22 protein-coding genes are annotated in these 18774 nt (G+C 66.1%); 6 read left to right on the forward strand and 16 right to left on the reverse strand.

The window, feature by feature from the left end:
• Window positions 1-69: 69 nt before the first annotated feature.
• The 9 genes from AC1D1F_RS09295 to AC1D1F_RS09335 all read right to left on the reverse strand — a co-directional run bounded on the left by AC1D1F_RS09295 (window position 70) and on the right by AC1D1F_RS09335 (window position 7846).
• Window positions 70-375 carry a hypothetical protein gene (locus AC1D1F_RS09295; protein WP_477678755.1) on the reverse strand — a complete coding sequence of 102 codons (306 nt, stop codon included), beginning with the start codon at window positions 373-375 and terminating at the stop codon, window positions 70-72.
• A 33-nt stretch (window positions 376-408) separates the two neighbouring features.
• Complete coding sequence (locus tag AC1D1F_RS09300) at window positions 409-666, reverse strand: nitrogen fixation protein FixH (protein WP_477678756.1); 258 nt, start codon at window positions 664-666, stop codon at window positions 409-411.
• 19 nt (window positions 667-685) lie between these two features.
• Window positions 686-2110 (reverse strand): cytochrome c oxidase accessory protein CcoG, encoded by a 1425-nt coding sequence (gene ccoG / locus AC1D1F_RS09305; protein WP_477696958.1) that lies wholly within the window; start codon window positions 2108-2110, stop codon window positions 686-688.
• A gap of 7 nt (window positions 2111-2117) precedes the next feature.
• Entirely contained in the window at window positions 2118-3041 is a 924-nt protein-coding gene (gene ccoP / locus AC1D1F_RS09310; RefSeq protein WP_477679133.1) for a cytochrome-c oxidase, cbb3-type subunit III, read from the reverse strand.
• 66 nt (window positions 3042-3107) lie between these two features.
• Window positions 3108-3245 (reverse strand): cbb3-type cytochrome oxidase subunit 3, encoded by a 138-nt coding sequence (locus AC1D1F_RS09315; RefSeq protein ID WP_477651796.1) that lies wholly within the window; start codon window positions 3243-3245, stop codon window positions 3108-3110.
• A 12-nt stretch (window positions 3246-3257) separates the two neighbouring features.
• Entirely contained in the window at window positions 3258-3887 is a 630-nt protein-coding gene (gene ccoO / locus AC1D1F_RS09320) for a cytochrome-c oxidase, cbb3-type subunit II (protein WP_477700707.1), read from the reverse strand.
• A gap of 18 nt (window positions 3888-3905) precedes the next feature.
• Window positions 3906-5339, reverse strand: a complete 1434-nt coding sequence (gene ccoN / locus AC1D1F_RS09325; protein WP_477700708.1) for a cytochrome-c oxidase, cbb3-type subunit I — start codon at window positions 5337-5339, stop codon at window positions 3906-3908.
• Between the two features lie 65 nt (window positions 5340-5404).
• Entirely contained in the window at window positions 5405-5542 is a 138-nt protein-coding gene (ccoS, locus tag AC1D1F_RS09330; protein ID WP_436154659.1) for a cbb3-type cytochrome oxidase assembly protein CcoS, read from the reverse strand.
• A complete protein-coding gene (locus tag AC1D1F_RS09335; RefSeq protein ID WP_477696961.1) occupies window positions 5543-7846 on the reverse strand; it encodes a heavy metal translocating P-type ATPase in 2304 nt (767 codons plus the stop codon).
• A 102-nt stretch (window positions 7847-7948) separates the two neighbouring features.
• Here AC1D1F_RS09335 and AC1D1F_RS09340 point away from each other — a divergent pair, with 102 nt between their 5' ends.
• Genes AC1D1F_RS09340 through arcC form a run of 6 tightly spaced genes read left to right on the forward strand, consistent with a single transcriptional unit; the run spans window position 7949 to window position 13509 of the window.
• On the forward strand, window positions 7949-8392 hold the full coding sequence (locus AC1D1F_RS09340; protein WP_477696962.1) for a universal stress protein: 444 nt from the start codon (window positions 7949-7951) through the stop codon (window positions 8390-8392).
• Between the two features lie 23 nt (window positions 8393-8415).
• Window positions 8416-8838, forward strand: a complete 423-nt coding sequence (locus tag AC1D1F_RS09345) for a universal stress protein (protein WP_477677205.1) — start codon at window positions 8416-8418, stop codon at window positions 8836-8838.
• 24 nt (window positions 8839-8862) lie between these two features.
• Window positions 8863-10356, forward strand: coding sequence for an arginine-ornithine antiporter (gene arcD, locus AC1D1F_RS09350; protein WP_477696963.1), 1494 nt, complete (start codon window positions 8863-8865; stop codon window positions 10354-10356).
• Complete coding sequence (locus tag AC1D1F_RS09355) at window positions 10356-11564, forward strand: arginine deiminase (RefSeq protein WP_477677207.1); 1209 nt, start codon at window positions 10356-10358, stop codon at window positions 11562-11564. The genes arcD and AC1D1F_RS09355 overlap by 1 nt, the downstream gene beginning before the upstream one ends.
• A gap of 32 nt (window positions 11565-11596) precedes the next feature.
• Window positions 11597-12595 (forward strand): ornithine carbamoyltransferase, encoded by a 999-nt coding sequence (gene argF, locus AC1D1F_RS09360; protein WP_477696964.1) that lies wholly within the window; start codon window positions 11597-11599, stop codon window positions 12593-12595.
• On the forward strand, window positions 12592-13509 hold the full coding sequence (gene arcC / locus AC1D1F_RS09365; RefSeq protein WP_477677209.1) for a carbamate kinase: 918 nt from the start codon (window positions 12592-12594) through the stop codon (window positions 13507-13509). Before argF ends, arcC begins: the two co-directional genes overlap by 4 nt.
• 3 nt (window positions 13510-13512) lie before the next feature.
• Here the strand turns inward: arcC and AC1D1F_RS09370 are convergent, their stop codons facing one another.
• The 7 genes from AC1D1F_RS09370 to AC1D1F_RS09400 all read right to left on the reverse strand — a co-directional run bounded on the left by AC1D1F_RS09370 (window position 13513) and on the right by AC1D1F_RS09400 (window position 18651).
• Complete coding sequence (locus tag AC1D1F_RS09370; RefSeq protein WP_477677210.1) at window positions 13513-13962, reverse strand: universal stress protein; 450 nt, start codon at window positions 13960-13962, stop codon at window positions 13513-13515.
• 5 nt (window positions 13963-13967) lie between these two features.
• Entirely contained in the window at window positions 13968-14498 is a 531-nt protein-coding gene (locus AC1D1F_RS09375; RefSeq protein WP_477677211.1) for a flavodoxin family protein, read from the reverse strand.
• A gap of 181 nt (window positions 14499-14679) precedes the next feature.
• Window positions 14680-15348 (reverse strand): L-2-amino-thiazoline-4-carboxylic acid hydrolase, encoded by a 669-nt coding sequence (locus AC1D1F_RS09380; RefSeq protein ID WP_477696966.1) that lies wholly within the window; start codon window positions 15346-15348, stop codon window positions 14680-14682.
• Window positions 15345-17759 carry a copper-transporting P-type ATPase gene (locus AC1D1F_RS09385; protein ID WP_477696967.1) on the reverse strand — a complete coding sequence of 805 codons (2415 nt, stop codon included), beginning with the start codon at window positions 17757-17759 and terminating at the stop codon, window positions 15345-15347. The genes AC1D1F_RS09380 and AC1D1F_RS09385 overlap by 4 nt, the downstream gene beginning before the upstream one ends.
• 52 nt (window positions 17760-17811) lie before the next feature.
• Entirely contained in the window at window positions 17812-18093 is a 282-nt protein-coding gene (locus tag AC1D1F_RS09390; RefSeq protein WP_477678220.1) for a hypothetical protein, read from the reverse strand.
• Window positions 18074-18316, reverse strand: a complete 243-nt coding sequence (locus AC1D1F_RS09395; RefSeq protein WP_477696968.1) for a DUF2933 domain-containing protein — start codon at window positions 18314-18316, stop codon at window positions 18074-18076. Before AC1D1F_RS09395 ends, AC1D1F_RS09390 begins: the two co-directional genes overlap by 20 nt.
• A gap of 14 nt (window positions 18317-18330) precedes the next feature.
• The gene (locus AC1D1F_RS09400) at window positions 18331-18651 is read right to left on the reverse strand and encodes a heavy-metal-associated domain-containing protein (RefSeq protein WP_477678222.1); all 321 of its coding nucleotides are present in this window, start codon (window positions 18649-18651) and stop codon (window positions 18331-18333) included.
• Window positions 18652-18774 lie beyond the last annotated feature (123 nt).

Below are 18774 nucleotides of genomic sequence, written 5' to 3' on the forward strand. Positions count from 1 at the left end.
CAGTTCGGGAGTGAGGGGCCGATCTTACCGCCCTGCCCTGTTCCGGAAGCCGGCGCGCCTGTGCCGGCTTCAGTCCTCATGCGGCGGATATGGCGGATGAGGCGGATCGGCCGGCTCCAGCCGCGTCCGGCGTGAGGCCGCCGTCCCCGTCACCGGCGCGGGCCCGGTCAGCAGCACCGTCAAGGCGCTGGAGGCCGCGCAGGCGAACCAGAACACAAAAAAGACGGCCGTCTGGAACGCCAGCCGCGAGAGTCCCGCCGGTTGCCCATTCCTGAGCATCTCTTCAGGGTCGAACAACCCGAACAGCAGCAGTTCCAGCAGGCAGGCCGCCAGGAAGGCCGGCCAGGCAATGCCCAGTATCTTGTTGGCTGACATCACATGGCCTCCTTTTTTTAGGGTAGCGGGCGGTCAGGGCTGCACGGCCTTGTCGGGGGTGGCCGCGTGGTTGCGCCCTTCCAGGGCCGGGGCCAGGGCCCTGGGCTGGCCCGGCTCGCCGCTGCGCGAGACCCGCGCCGGCTTTTGGCCGATGATCACGGCGTCCGGATATTTGACGGCGAGGAAAGCGGTGATGATCCCCGCGACCACCACCAGCGCGGGGCCGGAAATCACCAGCCAGACGTGGCCGTGCCTCCACCAGGGAGAGGCTTGGGTAGGAATGGTATTCATGGGAGGCCTTTCATCGCGATCATCTCGGAACAAGGAACACGGACTTTTCTTCGACGTGGGCGCGCCCGCTTTCATCGCCCACGCGGAACACGATGGGATGCGAGCCGGCCTCGGCCGAACCATAGGGAATCTGCAGCCGCACCGCGACCCAGCGCGATTCGGTGGGGCCGACCTTGACCTCGGCCTCGGAGGCGACCGCCAGGCCCTCCAGCCCGGCCGCCGCGATGCTGTAGCGCTGCGCCTGCTCCGTGGCATTCATGATTTGCAGGCGGTAAACGTTTTCCAGCCGCCCGCCGGCCGCGATGCGCGACAGTGCCGCGCGGTCCCGCACCACGTCCACTTTCAGCGGCATGCGCGCCATCAGGCTCCACAGCAAGGCCAGGCACAGAACGCCCAGCAGCGTCGTGTACACCAGCACGCGCGGCCGCAGCACCCGGCGCAGCACGCGTGAAGCGTTCCATTTCCCGGCCAGCGCGTTCTGGGTGGTGAAACGGATCAGGCCGCGCGCGTAGCCCATCTTGTCCATCACGCCGTCGCACACGTCCACGCAGGCCGCGCAGCCTATGCACTCGTACTGCAGGCCCTCGCGGATGTCGATGCCGGTCGGGCAGACCTGCACGCACAGGGTGCAGTCCACGCAGGAACCCAGCGACAGCGCGCTGATGTCGGCATGGCGCGAGCGGGCGCCGCGCGGTTCGCCGCGCGCGGGGTCGTAGCTCACGATCAGCGTGTCCTTGTCGAACATCGCGCTCTGGAAGCGCGCATAGGGGCACATGTATTTGCACACCTGCTCGCGCAGGAAGCCGGCGTTGCCGTAGGTGGCGAAGCCGTAGAACAAGACCCAGAAGATTTCCCAGCCGCCCATTTTGGTTTGCAGGAACTGCAGGATCAGCTCGCGGGCCGGCACGAAATAGGCGACAAAGGTAAAGCCGGTCCACATCGCCACGCCTATCCAGAGGATGTGCTTGAACCACTTCTTCACCAGCTTTTCGAGCGAGAACGGCGCGCCGTCCAGCCGCAGCCTGGCCGTGCGATCGCCCTCCACCTTGCGCTCTATCCAGAGAAAGATTTCGGTGTACACCGTCTGCGGGCAGGCAAAGCCGCACCACAGGCGGCCCGCCACCGCCGTGAACAGGAACAGCGACAAGGCGCTGGCCACCAGCAGCCCGGTCAGGTAGATGAAGTCCTGCGGGTACAGCACATAGCCGAACAGGTAAAAGCGCCGCGCCCCCAGGTCGAACAGCACGGCCTGGCGCTGCCCCCACTGCAGCCACGGCAGCCCATAGAAGAACAGCTGGGTCAGGATGACAAAGGCCCAGCGCCAGCGCGAGAACAGCCCGCTGACCGAGCGCGGGTAGATCTTCTTCTGCGCCTCGTACAGGGACTCCCCGGCCGGCTGCACCGGCACGATGGGGATGGTTTTGCGCAAGGGAAGCTGGGTCACCGTCGCCTCAGAGTTTCGCCGCGGCGGATGCGGATTTGTTGGACAGTCCCCAGACATACGCCGTCAGCACATGGATCTGCGCTTCCGTAAGCTTGCCGGCCTGCGCGGGCATCTCGTTGGTCTTGCCCTTGTTGACGATGTCGACGATGGCCTGCTCGCCCCAGCCATGCAGCCAGATGTCGTCGGCCAGGTTGGGCGCGCCTATGGCCGTGTTGCCCTTGCCATCCACGCCGTGGCAGGCCGCGCAGGCCGTGAATTTCGACTTGCCGAGCTGGGCGCGCACCGAATCGTGCGGGCCGCCCGACAGGCTCAGCACGTACTGCGCCACATTCCTGACGTCGTCAGGCGTGCCCACGGCCGCGGCCATGGGCGGCATCTGTCCCTTGCGGCCCCCTGTCAGGGTTTCCTTGATCTTGTCGGCCGAGCCGCCGTGCAGCCAGTCGCCGTCGGCAAGGTTGGGAAAGCCCTTGCTGCCGCGCGCGTCCGAGCCGTGGCATTGGGCGCAGTTGTTCATGAAGAGGCGCTCGCCCACCGCCATCGCATTGGCATCGCCCGCGAGCTGGTCCGCGCTTTTGGCGCTGAAGCCGGCATACAGCGGCGCCAGTTCCTTGTCGGCGCTGGCCATCGCGGTTTCGTATTCGCCGCGCGTGCTCCAGCCCATCTCGCCCGGGTAGGTGCCCAGGCCCGGGTAGGCAATCAGGTAGAGCAGCGAATAGACCACGGTCAGGACGAACAGCCACATCCACCAGCGCGGCATCGGGTTGTTGGCCTCGCGCAGGTCTTCGTCCCAGACGTGGCCTGTCGTGTTGTCGCTGCTCGGGACTATTTTTTTGCGGGCCGTGGCCCACAGCAGCACCAGCGCGCCGATGATGCCGACCAGGGTCAGCGCGGCCACATACCAGGACCAGAAGTTGTTGGTGAAATCGCTCATGGCTCACACCCGATGTGTTGTGCGGTGAATAAAAAACCGGTGAAGAGGTTCTGCATGGCGGGCCCCCTAGTCCTGCAGGAAGGGAATCTTTGCGTCCTCTTCAAAGCGCTCGCGGTTGCGCCTCGAATAGGCCCACACCAGCAGGCCGATAAAGGTGGCAAAGCACAACAGGGTGGCGATGATGCGCAGCGTATTGACGTCCATGGCTGTTTTCCTTTATTTCAGGGCCTTGCCCATGACTTGCAGATAGGCCACGAGGGCGTCCATTTCCGTCTTGCCCTTCACCACGGCAGCGGCCTCGGCGATTTCGGCGTCGGTGTACGGCACCCCCACCCTGCGCAGCGCGGTCATGCGCGGTGCCGAGTCGGCGGGGTCGACGGCGGTTTTTTCCAGCCAGCTGTAGGCCGGCATGTTGGATTCGGGCACCACGTCGCGCGGGTTGTTCAGGTGGATGCGGTGCCATTCGTCGGTGTACTTGCCGCCCACGCGCTGCAGGTCGGGCCCGGTGCGCTTGCTGCCCCACTGGAAGGGATGGTCGTAGACAAACTCGCCGGCCACCGAGTAGTGGCCGTAGCGCAGCGTCTCGGCGCGGAAGGGCCGGATCATCTGCGAGTGGCAGTTGTAGCAACCTTCCCGCAGGTAGATGTCGCGGCCGGCCAGCTGCAGCGCGCCGTAGGGCTTGACGCCTTCGATGGGCGCGGTGGTCGATTTCTGGAAGAACAGCGGCACAATTTCCACCATGCCGCCCACGGCGATCACCAGCAGGATCAGGATGATCATCAGGAAGTTGTTGGTTTCGATCTTCTCGTGCGAGAAGCCGGCGGCCGATGTGTTGTCGTCTTTCATGGGATGTTCTTTCTGTTGTCAGGCGTGAGCCAATGCCGGCACGGCCACCCGGGCGGGGCGCCCCCGGGCCACCGTCATCCAGGCATTCCAGGCCATCACCAGCATGCCGCCCAGGTAGAGCACGCCACCGAAGAAGCGCACCACGTAGAAGGGATAGGTGGCCTTGACCGATTCGACAAAGGTGTAGGTCAGGGTCCCGTCGGTGTTCAGGGCGCGCCACATCAGGCCCTGCATCACACCGGCGATCCACATGGCCGCGATGTAGAGCACGATGCCCACGGTGGCCATCCAGAAATGCACCTCGATGGCGCGCACCGAGTGCATCTGCTTCTGGCCGAACAGGCGGGGGATCATGTAGTACAGCGTGCCCATGGAGATCAGCCCCACCCAGCCCAGCGCGCCCGAATGCACGTGGCCCACGGTCCAGTCGGTGTAATGGGACAGCGCGTTGACGGTCTTGATGGACATCAGCGGGCCCTCGAAGGTGCTCATGCCGTAGAAGGACAGCGAGACGATCAGGAAGCGCAGGATGGGGTCCTCGCGCAGCTTGTGCCAGGCGCCCGACAGCGTCATCACGCCGTTGATCATCCCGCCCCAGCTGGGTGCCAGCAGGATCAGCGAGAAGACCATGCCCACCGACTGCGTCCAGTCGGGCAAGGCGGTGTAGTGCAGGTGGTGCGGGCCCGCCCACATATAGGTGAAGATCAGTGCCCAGAAGTGGACGATGGACAGGCGGTAGCTGTAGACCGGCCGCTCCGCCTGCTTGGGGATGAAGTAATACATCATGCCCAGGAAGCCCGCGGTCAGGAAAAAGCCGACGGCGTTGTGGCCGTACCACCACTGCACCATGGCGTCCTGCACGCCGGCGTAGGCCGAATACGATTTCATCCAGCCGGCCGGCACCTCGGCGCTGTTGACCACGTGCAGCACCGCCACCGCCAGGATGAAGGCGCCGTAAAACCAGTTGGCCACATAGATGTGCCTGACCTTGCGCACGCCCAGTGTGCCGAAAAACACCACCGCATAGGCCACCCAGACCAGGGTGATCAGGATGTCGATGGGCCATTCGAGTTCGGCGTATTCCTTGCCCGTGGTGTAGCCCAGCGGCAGGCTGATCGCGGCGGCCACGATGACCAGCTGCCAGCCCCAGAAGGTAAAGGCGGCCAGCCGCGGCGCGAACAGCGGCACGCTGCTGGTGCGCTGGACCACGTAGTAGCTGCTGCCGATCAGCGCGCAGCCGCCGAAGGCGAAGATCACCGCATTGGTGTGCAGGGGCCGGAGCCGGCCGTAGCTGAGCCAGGGGATGCCGAAGTTCAGTTCAGGCCAGGCCAGCTGGGCCGCGATGAACAGGCCCACCGCCATGCCCACCACACCCCAGAGCACGGCCGCCAGCGAGAACTGGCGAACCACCGTGTCGTGATAGGCGATCCCTTGCGTCGATTCTTGGTTCATGAAGCACCTTTTGTCTTGATGCTTCAAAGTGTCGGCGCGGCGGGCGGCGCGGCACTTGATACAGGTCAATCGTCGTGAAGAATGCGCTCGGCTTCCTGCTCCAGCGCCTCAAACTGGCCGCGCCAGACCGCCCAGCCCAGCGCGCCAATGATCAGCAGCGCCAGCACCACGGACAGCGGAATCAGTAAGAACAGGATGTCCATTCAGTGTTCCGATGCGCGGCGCGCCAGCCTCGCGGAATTGGCCACCACCAGCAGCGAACTCGCCGCCATGCCGAAGCCGGCCAGCCAGGTCGGCATATAGCCCATGATGGCCAGCGGCACGCAGGCGGCGTTATAGATCGCAGCCCACAGCAGGTTCTGGCGCACCACCGAGCGGGTGCGCCGTGCCTGTTCGACAAGCGCCGCCACGCTGAGAAGCCGATTGCCGGCCATGATGAAATCCGCCCTGGCCTGGGCCAGCGGGACGGCCTGGCCCATGGCCATGGACACGTCGGCCGCGGCCAGCACCGGCCCGTCGTTCATGCCGTCGCCCACCATCATGACCCGGTGGCCCTCGCGCTGCAGGCCGCGCACATGCGCCAGCTTGGCCTCCGGCGTGCATTCGCCGAAGCACCATTCAATACCGGCCCGGCGCGCCAGGCGGGCCACGGCCTGGGCGGTATCACCCGAAAGCAGCTGCACCCGGATGCCGAGCCCGAGCAAGGCCGTCACCGCCTGCGCGGCGTCGGGCCGTATCGCCTCGTCAAGCTCGAAGCCCGCCAGGTAATGTTCGCCGTCCGACAGGTGGGCTTGCAGCACCGGGCCCTCACGGCCCGCGGGCGCGCGGCAAAAAAAGGCGGAACCCAGGTAAAGGTATCGCGCCCCGCTGCCGTCCGGCCTCGCGACCTTGCCGCGCAAGCCCCGGCCGGCGACCTCCTCCACCTCGCTGGCCACCCAGGCTTCAGCCGGAAAGCGCGCGGCGACGGCGCGTGAAACCGGGTGCAGCGAGTGACGGGCCAGCGCGCCGGCCATGCCACACACCTCATCCCGGTTCACGCCGGCGGGCACATGGGCCATGACGACTTCCATGCGGTCTTCCGTCAGCGTGCCCGTCTTGTCGAAAATCACAGTGTCGACGGCGGCGCAGCCCTCCAGCGCCTGCAGCTTGCGCACCAGCAGGCCGCGCCGCGCCAGGGCCCCCGCGCTCGCCAGCATCGCCGCCGGGGTTGCCAGCGACAAGGCGCAGGGGCAGGTCACGATCAGCACCGAGACCGCGACGGCCATGGCATGCGCCTGGCCGAAAGGCCACCACCACGCAGCGGCTGCCGCGGCCGCCACCAGGACGGCCACCAGGAAAGGTCCCGCGATGCGGTCCACCAGTTGCACCAGGCCGGGTTTCTCGACCGAAGCCTGTTCCATCAGGGCGACGATCCCGGCGTAGCGGGTTTGCGGCCCGACCCGCTGCACGCGCACCAGCAGCACCCCCGTGAGGTTGTGGCTGCCGGCGATGACACCGTCACCCACCCGCCGCAACAAGGGCTTGGACTCGCCCGTCAGCAGCGACTGGTCGACGCGGCTTTCGCCACCCTCCACCGCCCCGTCGGCGGGAAAGGCCTGGCCCGGCAGCACGCGCACCAGGTCGCCGGCCACCAGGCGGCGCACGGCCACCGCGCGGAAGCTGCCGTCGGCCTCCTGCCGCTCCACGCTGTCCGGCAGCCGCCGCATCAGCGCCTCCAGCGCGCCGGCCGTGCGATCGCGCAGGCGCTGTTCCAGCAGCCGGCCCGACAGCAGGAAGAACACAAACATGGGCACCGAGTCATACGAGGCGTGCAGTCCCCAGGGACTGGCCGGGTCAAAGGTCGCGGCCGTGCTCGCCCCGAAGGCGATCAGCACGCCCAGCGCCACCGGCACGTCCATGCCGATGCGCAGGTTCCGCAGGTCGCGCAGCGCCGCCGAGAAGAACGGCCAGCAGGAGAACAGCAGCACCGGCAAGGTCAGCACCCAGGAGGCCCAGCCCAGCAAGGCCTGGATGTCGGGCGTGATCTCGCCGGGCGCCGACAGGTAGGCCGGCGCTGCATACATCATCACCTGCATCATGCAGAAGCCGGCCACCAGCCAGCGCCACAGCATCAGGCGCTGGGCCCGCACCCGATTGCCGGCCAGTAGCAGGTCGCCGGCCGGCAATGCGCCGTAACCGGTTTCGTGCAAGGCGGCCATCCAGGCCGAAGGACGCGTGCCCAGCGCTTGCCACTGAAGCCGCGCCGTGGCGGTGGCGCCGTTGACCTGCACCGTGTCCACACCGGGCAGCTTGCGGAGCACCTCCTCGACCGTGAGCGCGCAGGCCGCGCAGTGCATGCCCTCGATCGCCAGGCAGGACTCCCACCAGCCTTCGCGGCCCGGCACCGGCCGGCTGAAACCCTCCCATTCGGCCGGCTCGTCCAGCGCGGCCCATGCGCCGGCTTTACCGGTGCTGTCGGCGCCGGGCGCCACAAGGCCAGGGTGAAACAGGGGGGAAGCGGCTTGCATGGACCGAGCTTACGCAGGGCGCAGGCGAAACCCTTGACCTGGATCAAGCCCGCGGCGCTTGGGCGCTCCTAGACTGCGGCACATCAACACAGGAGAACCACCATGTACAAACGTATTCTTGTTGCCACCGACGGCTCCACGCTCTCCAAAAAAGCGGTCAAGGAGGCCATAGGCCTTGCGGCATCCCTGGAGGCCACCCTGGTGGTGCTCAACGTCGTCCCGCGTTATCCCATGAGCTACTTTGAAGGCGGCGCCACCATCTCGCCGCAGGAAATCGGGCGCATCGAAAAAGACTGGGCCAGCAAAGGCCAGGCCATCGCCGACGCGGCGCAGAAGTCCGCCGAGGCCGTCGGCGTCACCGCCAAGGCCGTGACCGCCAGGTCCGACCTGGTCGCCACGGCCATCATGGCCGCGGCCAAAAAGAACAAGTGCGACCTCATCGTGATGGCCTCGCACGGCCGCAAGGGCATTTCCCGCATCCTGCTCGGGAGCGAGACCCAGCAGGTGCTCACGCACAGCAATATCCCCGTACTCGTCTTGCGCTGACCCCACCCTTGACGGAGAGCACCATGAGAGTCCTTCTGGCCGTTGACGGCAGCAAGTTCACCAAAAAGGCCCTGGCCTTCCTGGTCACCCATGAAACCCTGATGGGGCCGGACGCGGAACTGATCGTGCTCAACGTGCAGCCGGCCGTTACCCCGCGCGTCAAGACCCTGCTGGGCGCCGCCACCGTGCGTGCCTGGCACCAGGAAGAGGCCGACAAAGTGCTGAAACCGATTGAACGCTTCCTCAAGCAACACGGTCTCCACTACCGGGCCTCCTGGGTCGCCGGCACGCCAGCCACACAAATCGTGCAGGCGGCCAAGCGCGAGAAAGTGCACATGCTGGTCCTGGGCACCCACGGCCATGGCCTGTTCGGCCGCGCCCTGCTCGGCAGCGTCGCCCAGCGCGTGGTGGCGGACGTCGACGTGCCGGTGCTGCTGGTCCAGTAGCCGTTCACCTCCTGAAAGCATTCCATGAACACACTGTCAACGACCCCCTCGCCGGCTTCGGTGCCGCGGGCCATCCCCACCGTGCGGCAGTCCCAAGGCAGCCTGGGCCTGGCATTGCTGGTCGCGCTGGTCATCGGCTCCATCATCGGCAGCGGCATCTTCGGCCTGCCGCAAAACATGGCGGCCGGCGCCGGCGCGGGCGCCATCCTGATCGGCTGGCTGGTCACCGGCCTGGGCATGCTGGTGCTGGCGCGCGTCTACCAGACGCTGGCCCTGCGCAAGCCCGAACTGGACAACGGCGTTTACGCCTATGCGCGCGCCCTCTCGGGTGAGTACGTCGGCTTCAACTCCGCCTGGGGTTACTGGATCAGCGCCTGGATAGGCAACGTCGGTTACCTGGTGGCCGCCTTCGGTGCGCTCGGCTATTTCTTCCCGGCTTTCGGCGAGGGCAACACCCCCGCGGCCATCGCCGGCGCGTCAGTCGTCTTGTGGGTGGTGCATGCGCTGGTGCTGCGAGGCATCAACACGGCCGCCTGGGTCAATGCCGTGGTCACGGTGGCCAAGGTCATTCCCCTGCTGCTGTTCATCGTGCTGGCCGTGGCCGCTTTCCAGGCGCCCACCTTCAGCCTGGACTTCTGGGGTGGCGCCAAGCTCGGCTCCGTGCTGGACCAGGTCAAGAGCACCATGCTGGTCACGGTGTGGGTTTTCATCGGCATCGAGGGCGCCAGCGTCTACTCGGCACGCGCCCGGCAACGCAAGGATGTCGGCAAGGCCACGGTGATCGGTTTCCTCATCTGCCTGGCCCTTCTCATGGCCGTCTCGCTGCTGTCCCTGGGCATCTTCACACAGCCTGAACTGGCCGGACTCAAGAACCCCTCCATGGCGGGCGTTCTTGAGAAAGCCGTGGGCACCTGGGGCGCCGTGCTTATTTATATAGGCCTGATCATTTCCGTCGGTGGCGGCTTCCTGGCCTGGACGCTGCTGGCCGCCGAATCCCTCTTCACGCCGGCCAACAGCGGCGTGATGCCCGAATGGCTGGGCCGCCAGAGCGGCAAGGGTGTTCCGGCCAATGCCCTGTGGCTGAGCAGCGCCATGGTGCAGGTCTTCCTCATCGTCACGCTGGTGTCCAAGGCTTCTTACCTGGCGCTGATCTCGCTGTCGACCGCGATGATCTTGCTGCCCTACCTGTTCAGTGCGCTTTACGGCCTGAAGCTGGCCGCGCGGGGTGAGCGTGGTGAGGGCAAAGGCCAGGCACCGCAAGGTGCGCGTGGGCCGCTGGACCTGCCGGTGGCCGCGCTTGCCTCGGCGTACTGCCTGTGGCTGCTGTATGCGGCAGGCGCCAAATACCTGCTGCTGAGCGCCCTGCTATACGCCCCCGGCGCGGCCCTGTACTTCTTCGCCAAAAAACAGGCCCGCAAGCAGCCCTTTACCGCGGGCGAAAAGGCCATGCTCGCAGCGCTGCTCGCGCTGGCGGCCGTGGCAGGCTGGATGCTGGCCGCCGGAAAGCTGGGCCTCTGATGGCCGGCGTCCATTCCGAGACGGGCCGGCTGCGCAAGGTGCTGGTCTGCAGGCCGGGCCTGGCGCACATGCGCCTGACGCCGGCGAATTGCCGGGACATGCTGTTCGACGACGTGATGTGGGTCGCGCAGGCCAGGAACGACCACTATGCGTTCACCAGCGCCATGACGGAGCAAGGCGTGGAAGTACTGGAACTGCACGACCTCCTCGCCGTTACGCTCGGCAACCCTTTGGCGCGAGACCGGCTGCTGGACCGCAAGCTGGCCGGCACCGACTTTGAGGCCGCCGCCATCCTGCGGCCCTGGCTGCGCGAGTTGCCGCCGGCCCGGCTGGCCGAATTCCTGATCGGCGGGCTGACACCGGCCGACCTGCCCTTCAAGCTGCCCGGCCTCACGGCCGCCTGCGCAAGCCCGTCGGACCTGCTGCTGCCCGCGCTGCCGAACACGCTGTTCACACGCGACAGCAGTTGCTGGATTGGCGACGGCGTGGCGCTGGGATCCATGTACTGGCCCGCGCGCCGGCGCGAAAGCCAGCTCATGGCGGCCATCTACCGTTTTCACCCCGCGTTCGCGGGCAAGGTCACCGAATGGTGGGGCGACCCCGGCCAGCCGCATCCGCAGGCCACGCTGGAAGGCGGTGATGTCATGCCCCTGGGCAAGGGCCTGGTGCTGGTCGGCATGGGCGAGCGGACCTCGCCGCAGGCGGTGACCCAGCTCGCGCGCAGCCTGTTTGCCCGCGGCGCCGCGACCCGGGTGCTGGCCGCCCAGTTGCCCAAGTCGCGCGGCGCCATGCACCTGGACACGGTGCTGACTTTTTGCGACCGCGACCTGGTGACGGTGTTCCCGGAAATCGTGCAGGCCGTACGCGTGTTCAGCCTCAGGCCCGGCGATGAAGCCGGCACGCTGGACGTCAGGGCCGAAACCGGGCCCTTTCTGGAAGTGCTCGCGCAGGCCCTGGGCCTGCAGAAATTGAGGGTCGTCGCCACCGGCGGCAATGCCTACGAGGCCGAACGCGAACAGTGGGACGACGGCAACAACGTGCTGGCGCTGTCGCCCGGCGTCGTCATGGCCTACAACCGCAACACCCACACCAACACCCTGCTGCGCAAGGCCGGCGTCGAAGTCATCACCATCCCCAGCGGCGAGCTGGGGCGCGGCCGCGGCGGCAGCCACTGCATGTCCTGCCCGATTGAGCGCGACGCTGCCTGAAAACCACCGAGCAAACCGAAAGACAGCAGCCCATGAGCTTTAACCTTCACAACCGCAGCCTGCTGGACCTCAAGGATTTCTCCCCGCGGGACATCCGTTTCCTGCTGGACCTGGCTGCCGAGCTCAAGCGCTCCAAATACGCCGGCAACGAACTGGCCCGCCTCAAGGGCAAAAATATCGCGCTGATTTTCGAGAAAGCCTCCACCCGCACACGCTGCGCCTTCGAAGTCGCGGTGCACGACCAGGGCGGCCACGTGACCTACATCGACCCGGTCAGCTCACAGCTGGGGCACAAGGAATCCCTGAAGGACACGGCGCGTGTACTCGGCCGGCTGTACGACGGCATCGAGTACCGCGGTTTCCACCAGGCGGTGGTCGAAGAGATCGCGCGTTTTTCGCATGTCCCGGTCTGGAACGGGCTCACCGACGAGGCGCACCCCACCCAGGTGCTGGCCGACCTGCTGACCATGCAGGAGTTCGGCGAAAAGCCGCTGCACGAGCTGTCTTTCTGCTACCTCGGCGACGCCCGCTTCAACATGGGCTGCTCGCTGCTGGTGGGCGGCACGCAGATGGGCATGGACGTGCGCATCGCCGCGCCCGCCGCGCTGATGCCGCCGCCGGCCTTGGTCGCCGAGATGCGCGAACTGGCGAAGACGACGGGCGCACGCATCACCCTCAGCAGCGATCCGGCCGAAGCGGTCAGGGGCGCGGACTTTCTTTACACCGACGTCTGGGTGTCCATGGGCGAGCCCGACGAGACCTGGAAGCTCAGGATAGAGCAGCTGCTGCCCTTCCAGGTCACCAGCGCCCTGATGAAAGCCACCGGCAATCCGCGGACCCGGTTCATGCATTGCCTGCCGGCCTTCCACAACCTGGACACCGAGGTCGGCCGCCAGATCAACGAGCGCTACGGCCTCAGCGAGATCGAGGTGACCGATGAGGTCTTTGAATCCGACGCGTCCATTGTGTTCACGCAGGCGGAAAACCGCATGCACACCATCAAGGCCGTGCTGGTGGCCACGCTCACATGAAGCTGGTGATCGCGCTGGGCGGCAATGCCTTGCTGCGCCGGGGCCAGTCGCTCAGCGCGCAGCACCTGCTGGAAAACATCCGGGGCGTGGCGGCCCAGCTGGCGCGCGTCGCGCTGCACCATGAACTGGTGGTGACGCACGGCAACGGGCCGCAGATAGGCCTGCTGGCGCTGCAAAACTCGGCCTACGCGGCGGTGGCGCCCTACCCGCTCGACGTGCTGGGCGCGCAGACGGAGGGCATGATCGGCTACCTGCTGGAGCAGGAACTCGCCAACCACCTTCCGCCCGGCCGCCCCGTGGTCACCCTGCTCACGCGCGTGGAAGTCGATCCCGCCGACCCGGCTTTCGGGCAGCCCACCAAACCGATAGGGCCTGTCTATACGAAAGAAGAAGCCGAGCGGATTGCGCAGGCCATGCACTGGCATGTCGCACCCGACGGCACGGGTTTCAGGCGCGTCGTGGCATCGCCGCTCCCGGCAAGCGTGCTGGGCGTGGACCCGGTCCGCTGGCTGCTGCAGCATGAGGCCGTGGTGATCGCCGCGGGTGGCGGCGGCATCCCGGTGGTGCGCGCGGCCGATGGGCGTTCCCTGGAAGGCGTCGACGCCGTGATCGACAAGGACCTGAGCAGCGCCCTGCTCGCGCAGGAACTGGGGGCCGACCGCCTGGTGATTGCCACCGACGTGGACGCCGTTTACCTCGACTGGGGAACACCCTCGCAGCGCGCCCTGGGAAAAGTCACCCCAAGGGAACTGCAGGGCCACAGCTTCCCCGCGGGCTCCATGGGGCCCAAGGTGCAGGCCGCCACCGGCTTCGTCCTGAAGACCGGCAAGAAGGCGCTGATAGGCTCGCTCGCCCGGATCGAGGAGATGCTGGCGGGTAACGCCGGCACCGAGGTCGGTCCGGACGGAGGCTGATCATCAGCCTTTCACCACCAGCACCGGAACCCTGCTGTGCCGAACGATCTGCTCGGCATCGCTACCCATCAGCACGCGGTCCAGGCCGCGGCGCCCGTGCGAACCCAGCACGATCATGTCGGCGTGGACCTGCCCGGCCTGCTCGGCGACCACATCGCAGAGGCGGCCGGGGCCCGACTCCAGCAGCACGCTGTCACAGACCACGCCCTTCATGCCGGCCAGGCTGCGCATCTGTGCCAGCAGCCTTTCTCCATCGCTACGCATGCGCGGAAGTGTCTCTTGACAGTAGGCTTTGGCCGTCTCGAAGCCATTGACGTAGTCCAGCTCGTCGATCACGTAAAGCAGCCGCAGGCGCGCAACGTTCAGGCGCGCCAGCTCGATCGCGGCCTCCAGCGCCTTGACCGAGGTCTGGCTGCCATCCACCGGAACCAGCAGTTGGTGTATCGAGGCCATGGCCATCAAACCGCGCTGGGCGACAAGTCCGCCGGCCGCACCGTTTCCTCATTTTTTGCGTTGTCCCGGACCGCGCCGCCGAACGCCTCCAGGCCGGAGGCATAGCTGCCGTCGTCCACCGCGCGCGCGGTGAACGAGGTCGACAATATCGGCGGCCGGCCGAGTATCCGGTCAATCTCCGCGAAGGCGTTGGTGGCGCCCTGCCCGCCCATCACCGAGATGACCGCCACCCGCTTGAGTCCCGACGCATGGTCGCGCACAAAAGTGCGCATGGGCCCGGCCAGTTCGGCAAGCCAGATGGGCGCGATCAGCACGACCGTCTCAAAACCCCGCGGGTCCGGCCCTTCGTAACGGATGGAGGGATGGCGCCTGAGCAGCGAATCCAGTACGCAGCGCAGCTGACCCGCGGTGCCCGCGCGCGAGCGTGCTTCGCTGACCTCCCCGCGCGGCCACTGGAATTTACCGGACAGGAGATCAGCAACGCGGCGCGATGTCCCGGTGTTGGAATAACAAACGATGAGGGTTTTGCCGGACATGGTTCTGCTCCTTGTAAGGTTGCGCGCAACAAGCTGCGGTCGGGCGCTGCGCAGGCACCGGCCACCAGCGAAGGGTATGGCGGATGACGGGGTCAGCCCTTGACGTAAATCAATTGCCTGTGAAGATCGCGGCTGAAAACCGCGAGTTTCAGGCTGCCGAACCTGCGTTCTGCGCCGTGCTTCAGGCCGACTCTCGTTCGTAGATGAACGTGCATCGCGCCGCGCCGCGCGCAATCGTGTTAACCGGTACGGGACCCCGGTGGAAGCGCATGATCGGCGAATATTCGTTGAACACCGTCTCGTCAGACCGGCAGAACGCCAGTGTGATTGCCGGGTTGCCCATGTCCCTGAAGCATTCGTGGGAGCGGCAGCGCACGATGTCGAGCGTGACCAGTTTGTCCGAACGGTGGATGCCGTCGTTCTCGTTCGTGCTGATGAAGCCCTCTCGCATCTGCGCCTCGTGCGCATCATGAAAATAATCCCAGGTCCTGGCCTCACCGCCCGGCGGGAAGTAGGCTTTTCTCTGCACGGCGCAAGCCAGGTCCTGCAAAAAAGATTGTGTTGTCGACAACGCGCGTTCGGCGCCCTCCGGTTTCGCCAGTTCGTTGTAGAGGACACCGACCAACAGGAAAGTAGCTTTGACGCGCTGCAGTTGCGCGTCATCGCCCGGCCTGGAAAATTGTTTCCTGTAAGTCCCGGCAAGAGCGAAAAGTTTTGGAATGAAGGCGAAACGGCGCCACCCGAGCACTGGCCGCAAGTGCCGGTTCAGCAACCTGGGCACCGTGACAAGGAGAGTGCCCAGGCGGCGGCGGGCCTCGAGAGCCGGGTCCAGGTGAGAAGCGGCGCTCATTTTGTGGAGCTGCGCGTGTCCTCTTCCACGCGTACCGTCCTCAACCGCAACGCGTTGGCAATGACGCTCACCGACGACAGCGCCATGGCCGCAGCCGCGATGATGGGTGATAGCAGCCAGCCGAAGAACGGATAGAGAACCCCGGCAGCCAGAGGCACGCCGGCCACGTTGTAAACAAAGGACAGGAAAAGGTTCTGCCGGATGTTGCGCATGGTGGCACGCGAGAGCCGGCGCGCGCGCACAATGCCCATGAGGTCGCCCTTTAGCAGCGTCACCCCCGAGCTTTCCATGGCGACGTCCGTGCCGGTGCCCATGGCGATGCCGACTTCCGCGGCGGCCAGCGCCGGCGCATCGTTCACGCCGTCCCCCGCCATTGCCACGATGCGTCCCTCGCTGCGCAGACGCTGGACGATCTTCGCCTTGTCTTCGGGGAACACCTCCGCCACAACCTCGTCGATTCCGAGCTGCTTTCCCACCGCCAGGGCAGTTGTCTTCCCGTCGCCTGTCAGCATCACGATTCTCACGCCCGCTTCGCGCAGCGCATGGAGGGCGGCAGGCGTGGTCTGCTTGATCGGATCGGCGATAGCGACGAAGCCTGCCAGCCTGCCATCCCACGCCACGAAGATGACCGTCGCGGATCGGGTCCTCTGTTCCTCTGCCGCGGCCTGGAGCGGCGACACGTCGATGTGCTGCTCGGCAAGGAATTTGGCCGCCCCGCTCACAAGCTGGATCCCGCCAAGACGGCCGACAACGCCCTTGCCAACCGGAGAGTCGAAATCGGTCACCTCCGTAAAGGACAGCTTGCGATCCTGGGCCGCGGCCACGACGGCCATCGCGAGTGGATGTTCGCTGGCGCGTTCGACGCTCGCGAGCTTCTGAAGAATGTCGTCAGGTTCAAATCCAGCGGCCGGCTCGATGTGCACGACCTTGGGCCGGCCTTCGGTCAGGGTACCGGTCTTGTCGACCACCAGGGTGTCAACCTTCTCCATGCGCTCCAGCGCCTCGGCATCGCGGATCAGCACCCCATGCTGCGCACCGCGCCCAACCCCCACCATGATGGACATGGGCGTCGCGAGACCCAGCGCACAAGGACAGGCGATGATGAGGACCGCCACGGAGGTGATCAGGGCATAGGAAAGCGCGGGACTGGGGCCCCACAGCAGCCACACGGCGAAGGTGGCCATGGCCACCGCGATCACAGCCGGAACGAACCACCCGGCGACCTGGTCGGCCATGCGTTGAATGGGCGCGCGGCTGCGCTGTGCGGCCGCGACCATGTGCACGATCTGGGAGAGCAGCGTGTCGGCCCCCACCTTTTCCGCACGCATGACAAAGCCGCCCGTCTGGTTGATCGTTCCGGCGGTGACTTTGGAACCCGGCGCTTTGGATACGGGCATGGGTTCGCCGGTCACCATCGACTCGTCGACGGTTCCTTTGCCCTCGGTGAGTTCGCCGTCCACCGGCACCTTCTCGCCGGGACGAACCCGTAGCCGCTCACCGACCTGGATAGCGTCGATCTGAACCGTTTCATCCGATCCGTCGGCACGGACGCGGATCGCGGTCTTGGGCGCCAGGTCCAACAGGGCCTTGATGGCGCCCGACGTCTTCTCGCGGGCGCGCAGTTCAAGCACCTGGCCGAGAAGGACCAGCACAGTGATCACTGCGGCGGCTTCAAAGTAGATGGCGACCGCCCCATGATCGCCCCGCAGTTCAGCCGGAAACAGCGCGGGCGCGAGCGTGCCCACCATCGAATAGATCCAGGCCGCTCCCGTGCCGAGTGCGATCAACGTGAACATATTGAGACTTCGGTTCCGGACCGACGCCCAGGCCCGAACGAAGAAAGGCCATCCCGCCCACAGCACGGCAGGCGTGCCAAGCGCCATCTGTATCCAGTTCGAAGTCTGGGGCTGCACCCAATGGCCGATGTTGAGCAGGTGGCTGCCCATTTCCAGCGCGAAAACGGGCAAGGTGAGCACCAGGCCAATCCAGAACCTGCGGGTCATGTCCCTCAGTTCGGGACTGTCGCCCGTGTCGCTGCTTGCCACCACAGGCTCGAGTGCCATACCGCAGATAGGACAACTGCCCGGCCCCATCTGACGGATCTGCGGATGCATCGGGCAGGTGTATTCGACCTTCCCGCCGCCCTTCAGCGTGGCGTCGGGCGGCGAGGCACGTGAACCTGTTGCCGGCATCGAAACATCCCGGTGCGGTTGGTGTGCATGAGCGGCGTGGTCTGTGGCCGAGCCCACGCGCTCCAGGTGCATTCCACATTTCGGGCATCTGCCGGGTCCGTTCTGCCGAACTTCCGGGTGCATCGGGCAGGTGTATTCGTCGACCGGAGCCGGAGTGGCTACGTCCTGCGCCTGGTGACTATGTCCATGCTCCCCATGGGTCGGGTGTTGATGCTGCATGCTTACTCCTGCTTTTTCATTTCAGTTGAATCCGGGCACCGGGCGAGTGGACTCAGGTCGTGTACAGCCGAACGAGCATCCAGCCAACCAATCCACCCAGACACAGCCAGCACAACCAGAAGAGCGCTCGTTCCCACCACAGCGGCTCGCGCTCGGCAGTTTCCAGCCTGTGCTTGAGGGTCATGCCCGTCCCGTGTACCAGGATCCCGGCCACGAGGATGGGGATTGCGAATCCGCGAAAGGCGTCCGGCGCCAGCAGGGCCAGGCCGGCGCCCAGAACGATGGCGCCCAGGCCCGAGGCGAGCTCGGCCGCTTTAGCCCTTGCGCGGGCCATGGTTGTCCTGGCTCCCGGCGTGCGATTGCCCGCCGTGGCCGTGGCCGCGGTGCATGAACATATGCATCAGCGGGCAGGCGGCCAGCAATGCAAAGGGCAGCAGCGCAAGCAGGTGATCCCGGTGTGCGACCCATAGGTAGGCGCTCGCGGCCAGGGCGACGATGGTGGAGACGACGCCGAAGGGCGTCTTCCAGAATGAAGGGCGTGCGTGATGCTGGTCCATAGTAGCCTCCTGAGTTATCCGCAGCATGGGCCAGCGGCCGATGCAGGCGCTTGACCTGCGTCAACCGGGACGGGTTTTGGGGCACCACAGCCGCAACCGCAGCCGCCTGCCGTCCGGACAGCCCGGGCAGACTCTGCCTGGACCTCTTGCGGCGTATACCCGGCGTCCCGGATGGCCTCGGTCAGATCCGTCACTGATGCTTCGCCGCTGACGCGCACCCGTTTTCGTGGGATGTCGACCTCAACGCGCGCGGACTTGTCCACTGCAGCGACCGCCTTGGCGATGGTGCTCGCGCAGTGTCCGCAGGTCATATCGTTGACCTGGAAGGTGACCATGGCATGTCCTTTCAAAGTGATGATGAAGCAACTATCAACCTTCCCACAGGGTCAAGGTCAAGCACTTTTTTCTTGCCCGCGAAGCGCATCCGGTTCTTCTCAGATTGATCCACGATTCGTCCA

The sequence above is a fragment of the Polaromonas sp. P1_H6 genome (assembly GCF_056405195.1).

Bases quoted from the DNA above. Each gene is read 5' to 3' on its own strand.
- AC1D1F_RS09295 (WP_477678755.1), bottom strand. From the start codon at position 375: ATGTCAGCCAACAAGATACTGGGCATTGCCTGGCCGGCCTTCCTGGCG.
- AC1D1F_RS09300 (WP_477678756.1), bottom strand. From the start codon at position 666: ATGAATACCATTCCTACCCAAGCCTCTCCCTGGTGGAGGCACGGCCAC.
- ccoP (WP_477679133.1), bottom strand. From the start codon at position 3,041: ATGAGCGATTTCACCAACAACTTCTGGTCCTGGTATGTGGCCGCGCTG.
- AC1D1F_RS09315 (WP_477651796.1), bottom strand. From the start codon at position 3,245: ATGGACGTCAATACGCTGCGCATCATCGCCACCCTGTTGTGCTTTGCC.
- ccoO (WP_477700707.1), bottom strand. From the start codon at position 3,887: ATGAAAGACGACAACACATCGGCCGCCGGCTTCTCGCACGAGAAGATC.
- ccoN (WP_477700708.1), bottom strand. From the start codon at position 5,339: ATGAACCAAGAATCGACGCAAGGGATCGCCTATCACGACACGGTGGTT.
- ccoS (WP_436154659.1), bottom strand. From the start codon at position 5,542: ATGGACATCCTGTTCTTACTGATTCCGCTGTCCGTGGTGCTGGCGCTG.
- AC1D1F_RS09335 (WP_477696961.1), bottom strand. From the start codon at position 7,846: ATGCAAGCCGCTTCCCCCCTGTTTCACCCTGGCCTTGTGGCGCCCGGC.
- AC1D1F_RS09340 (WP_477696962.1), top strand. From the start codon at position 7,949: ATGTACAAACGTATTCTTGTTGCCACCGACGGCTCCACGCTCTCCAAA.
- AC1D1F_RS09345 (WP_477677205.1), top strand. From the start codon at position 8,416: ATGAGAGTCCTTCTGGCCGTTGACGGCAGCAAGTTCACCAAAAAGGCC.
- arcD (WP_477696963.1), top strand. From the start codon at position 8,863: ATGAACACACTGTCAACGACCCCCTCGCCGGCTTCGGTGCCGCGGGCC.
- AC1D1F_RS09355 (WP_477677207.1), top strand. From the start codon at position 10,356: ATGGCCGGCGTCCATTCCGAGACGGGCCGGCTGCGCAAGGTGCTGGTC.
- argF (WP_477696964.1), top strand. From the start codon at position 11,597: ATGAGCTTTAACCTTCACAACCGCAGCCTGCTGGACCTCAAGGATTTC.
- arcC (WP_477677209.1), top strand. From the start codon at position 12,592: ATGAAGCTGGTGATCGCGCTGGGCGGCAATGCCTTGCTGCGCCGGGGC.
- AC1D1F_RS09370 (WP_477677210.1), bottom strand. From the start codon at position 13,962: ATGGCCTCGATACACCAACTGCTGGTTCCGGTGGATGGCAGCCAGACC.
- AC1D1F_RS09375 (WP_477677211.1), bottom strand. From the start codon at position 14,498: ATGTCCGGCAAAACCCTCATCGTTTGTTATTCCAACACCGGGACATCG.
- AC1D1F_RS09380 (WP_477696966.1), bottom strand. From the start codon at position 15,348: ATGAGCGCCGCTTCTCACCTGGACCCGGCTCTCGAGGCCCGCCGCCGC.
- AC1D1F_RS09385 (WP_477696967.1), bottom strand. From the start codon at position 17,759: ATGCAGCATCAACACCCGACCCATGGGGAGCATGGACATAGTCACCAG.
- AC1D1F_RS09390 (WP_477678220.1), bottom strand. From the start codon at position 18,093: ATGGCCCGCGCAAGGGCTAAAGCGGCCGAGCTCGCCTCGGGCCTGGGC.
- AC1D1F_RS09395 (WP_477696968.1), bottom strand. From the start codon at position 18,316: ATGGACCAGCATCACGCACGCCCTTCATTCTGGAAGACGCCCTTCGGC.
- AC1D1F_RS09400 (WP_477678222.1), bottom strand. From the start codon at position 18,651: ATGGTCACCTTCCAGGTCAACGATATGACCTGCGGACACTGCGCGAGC.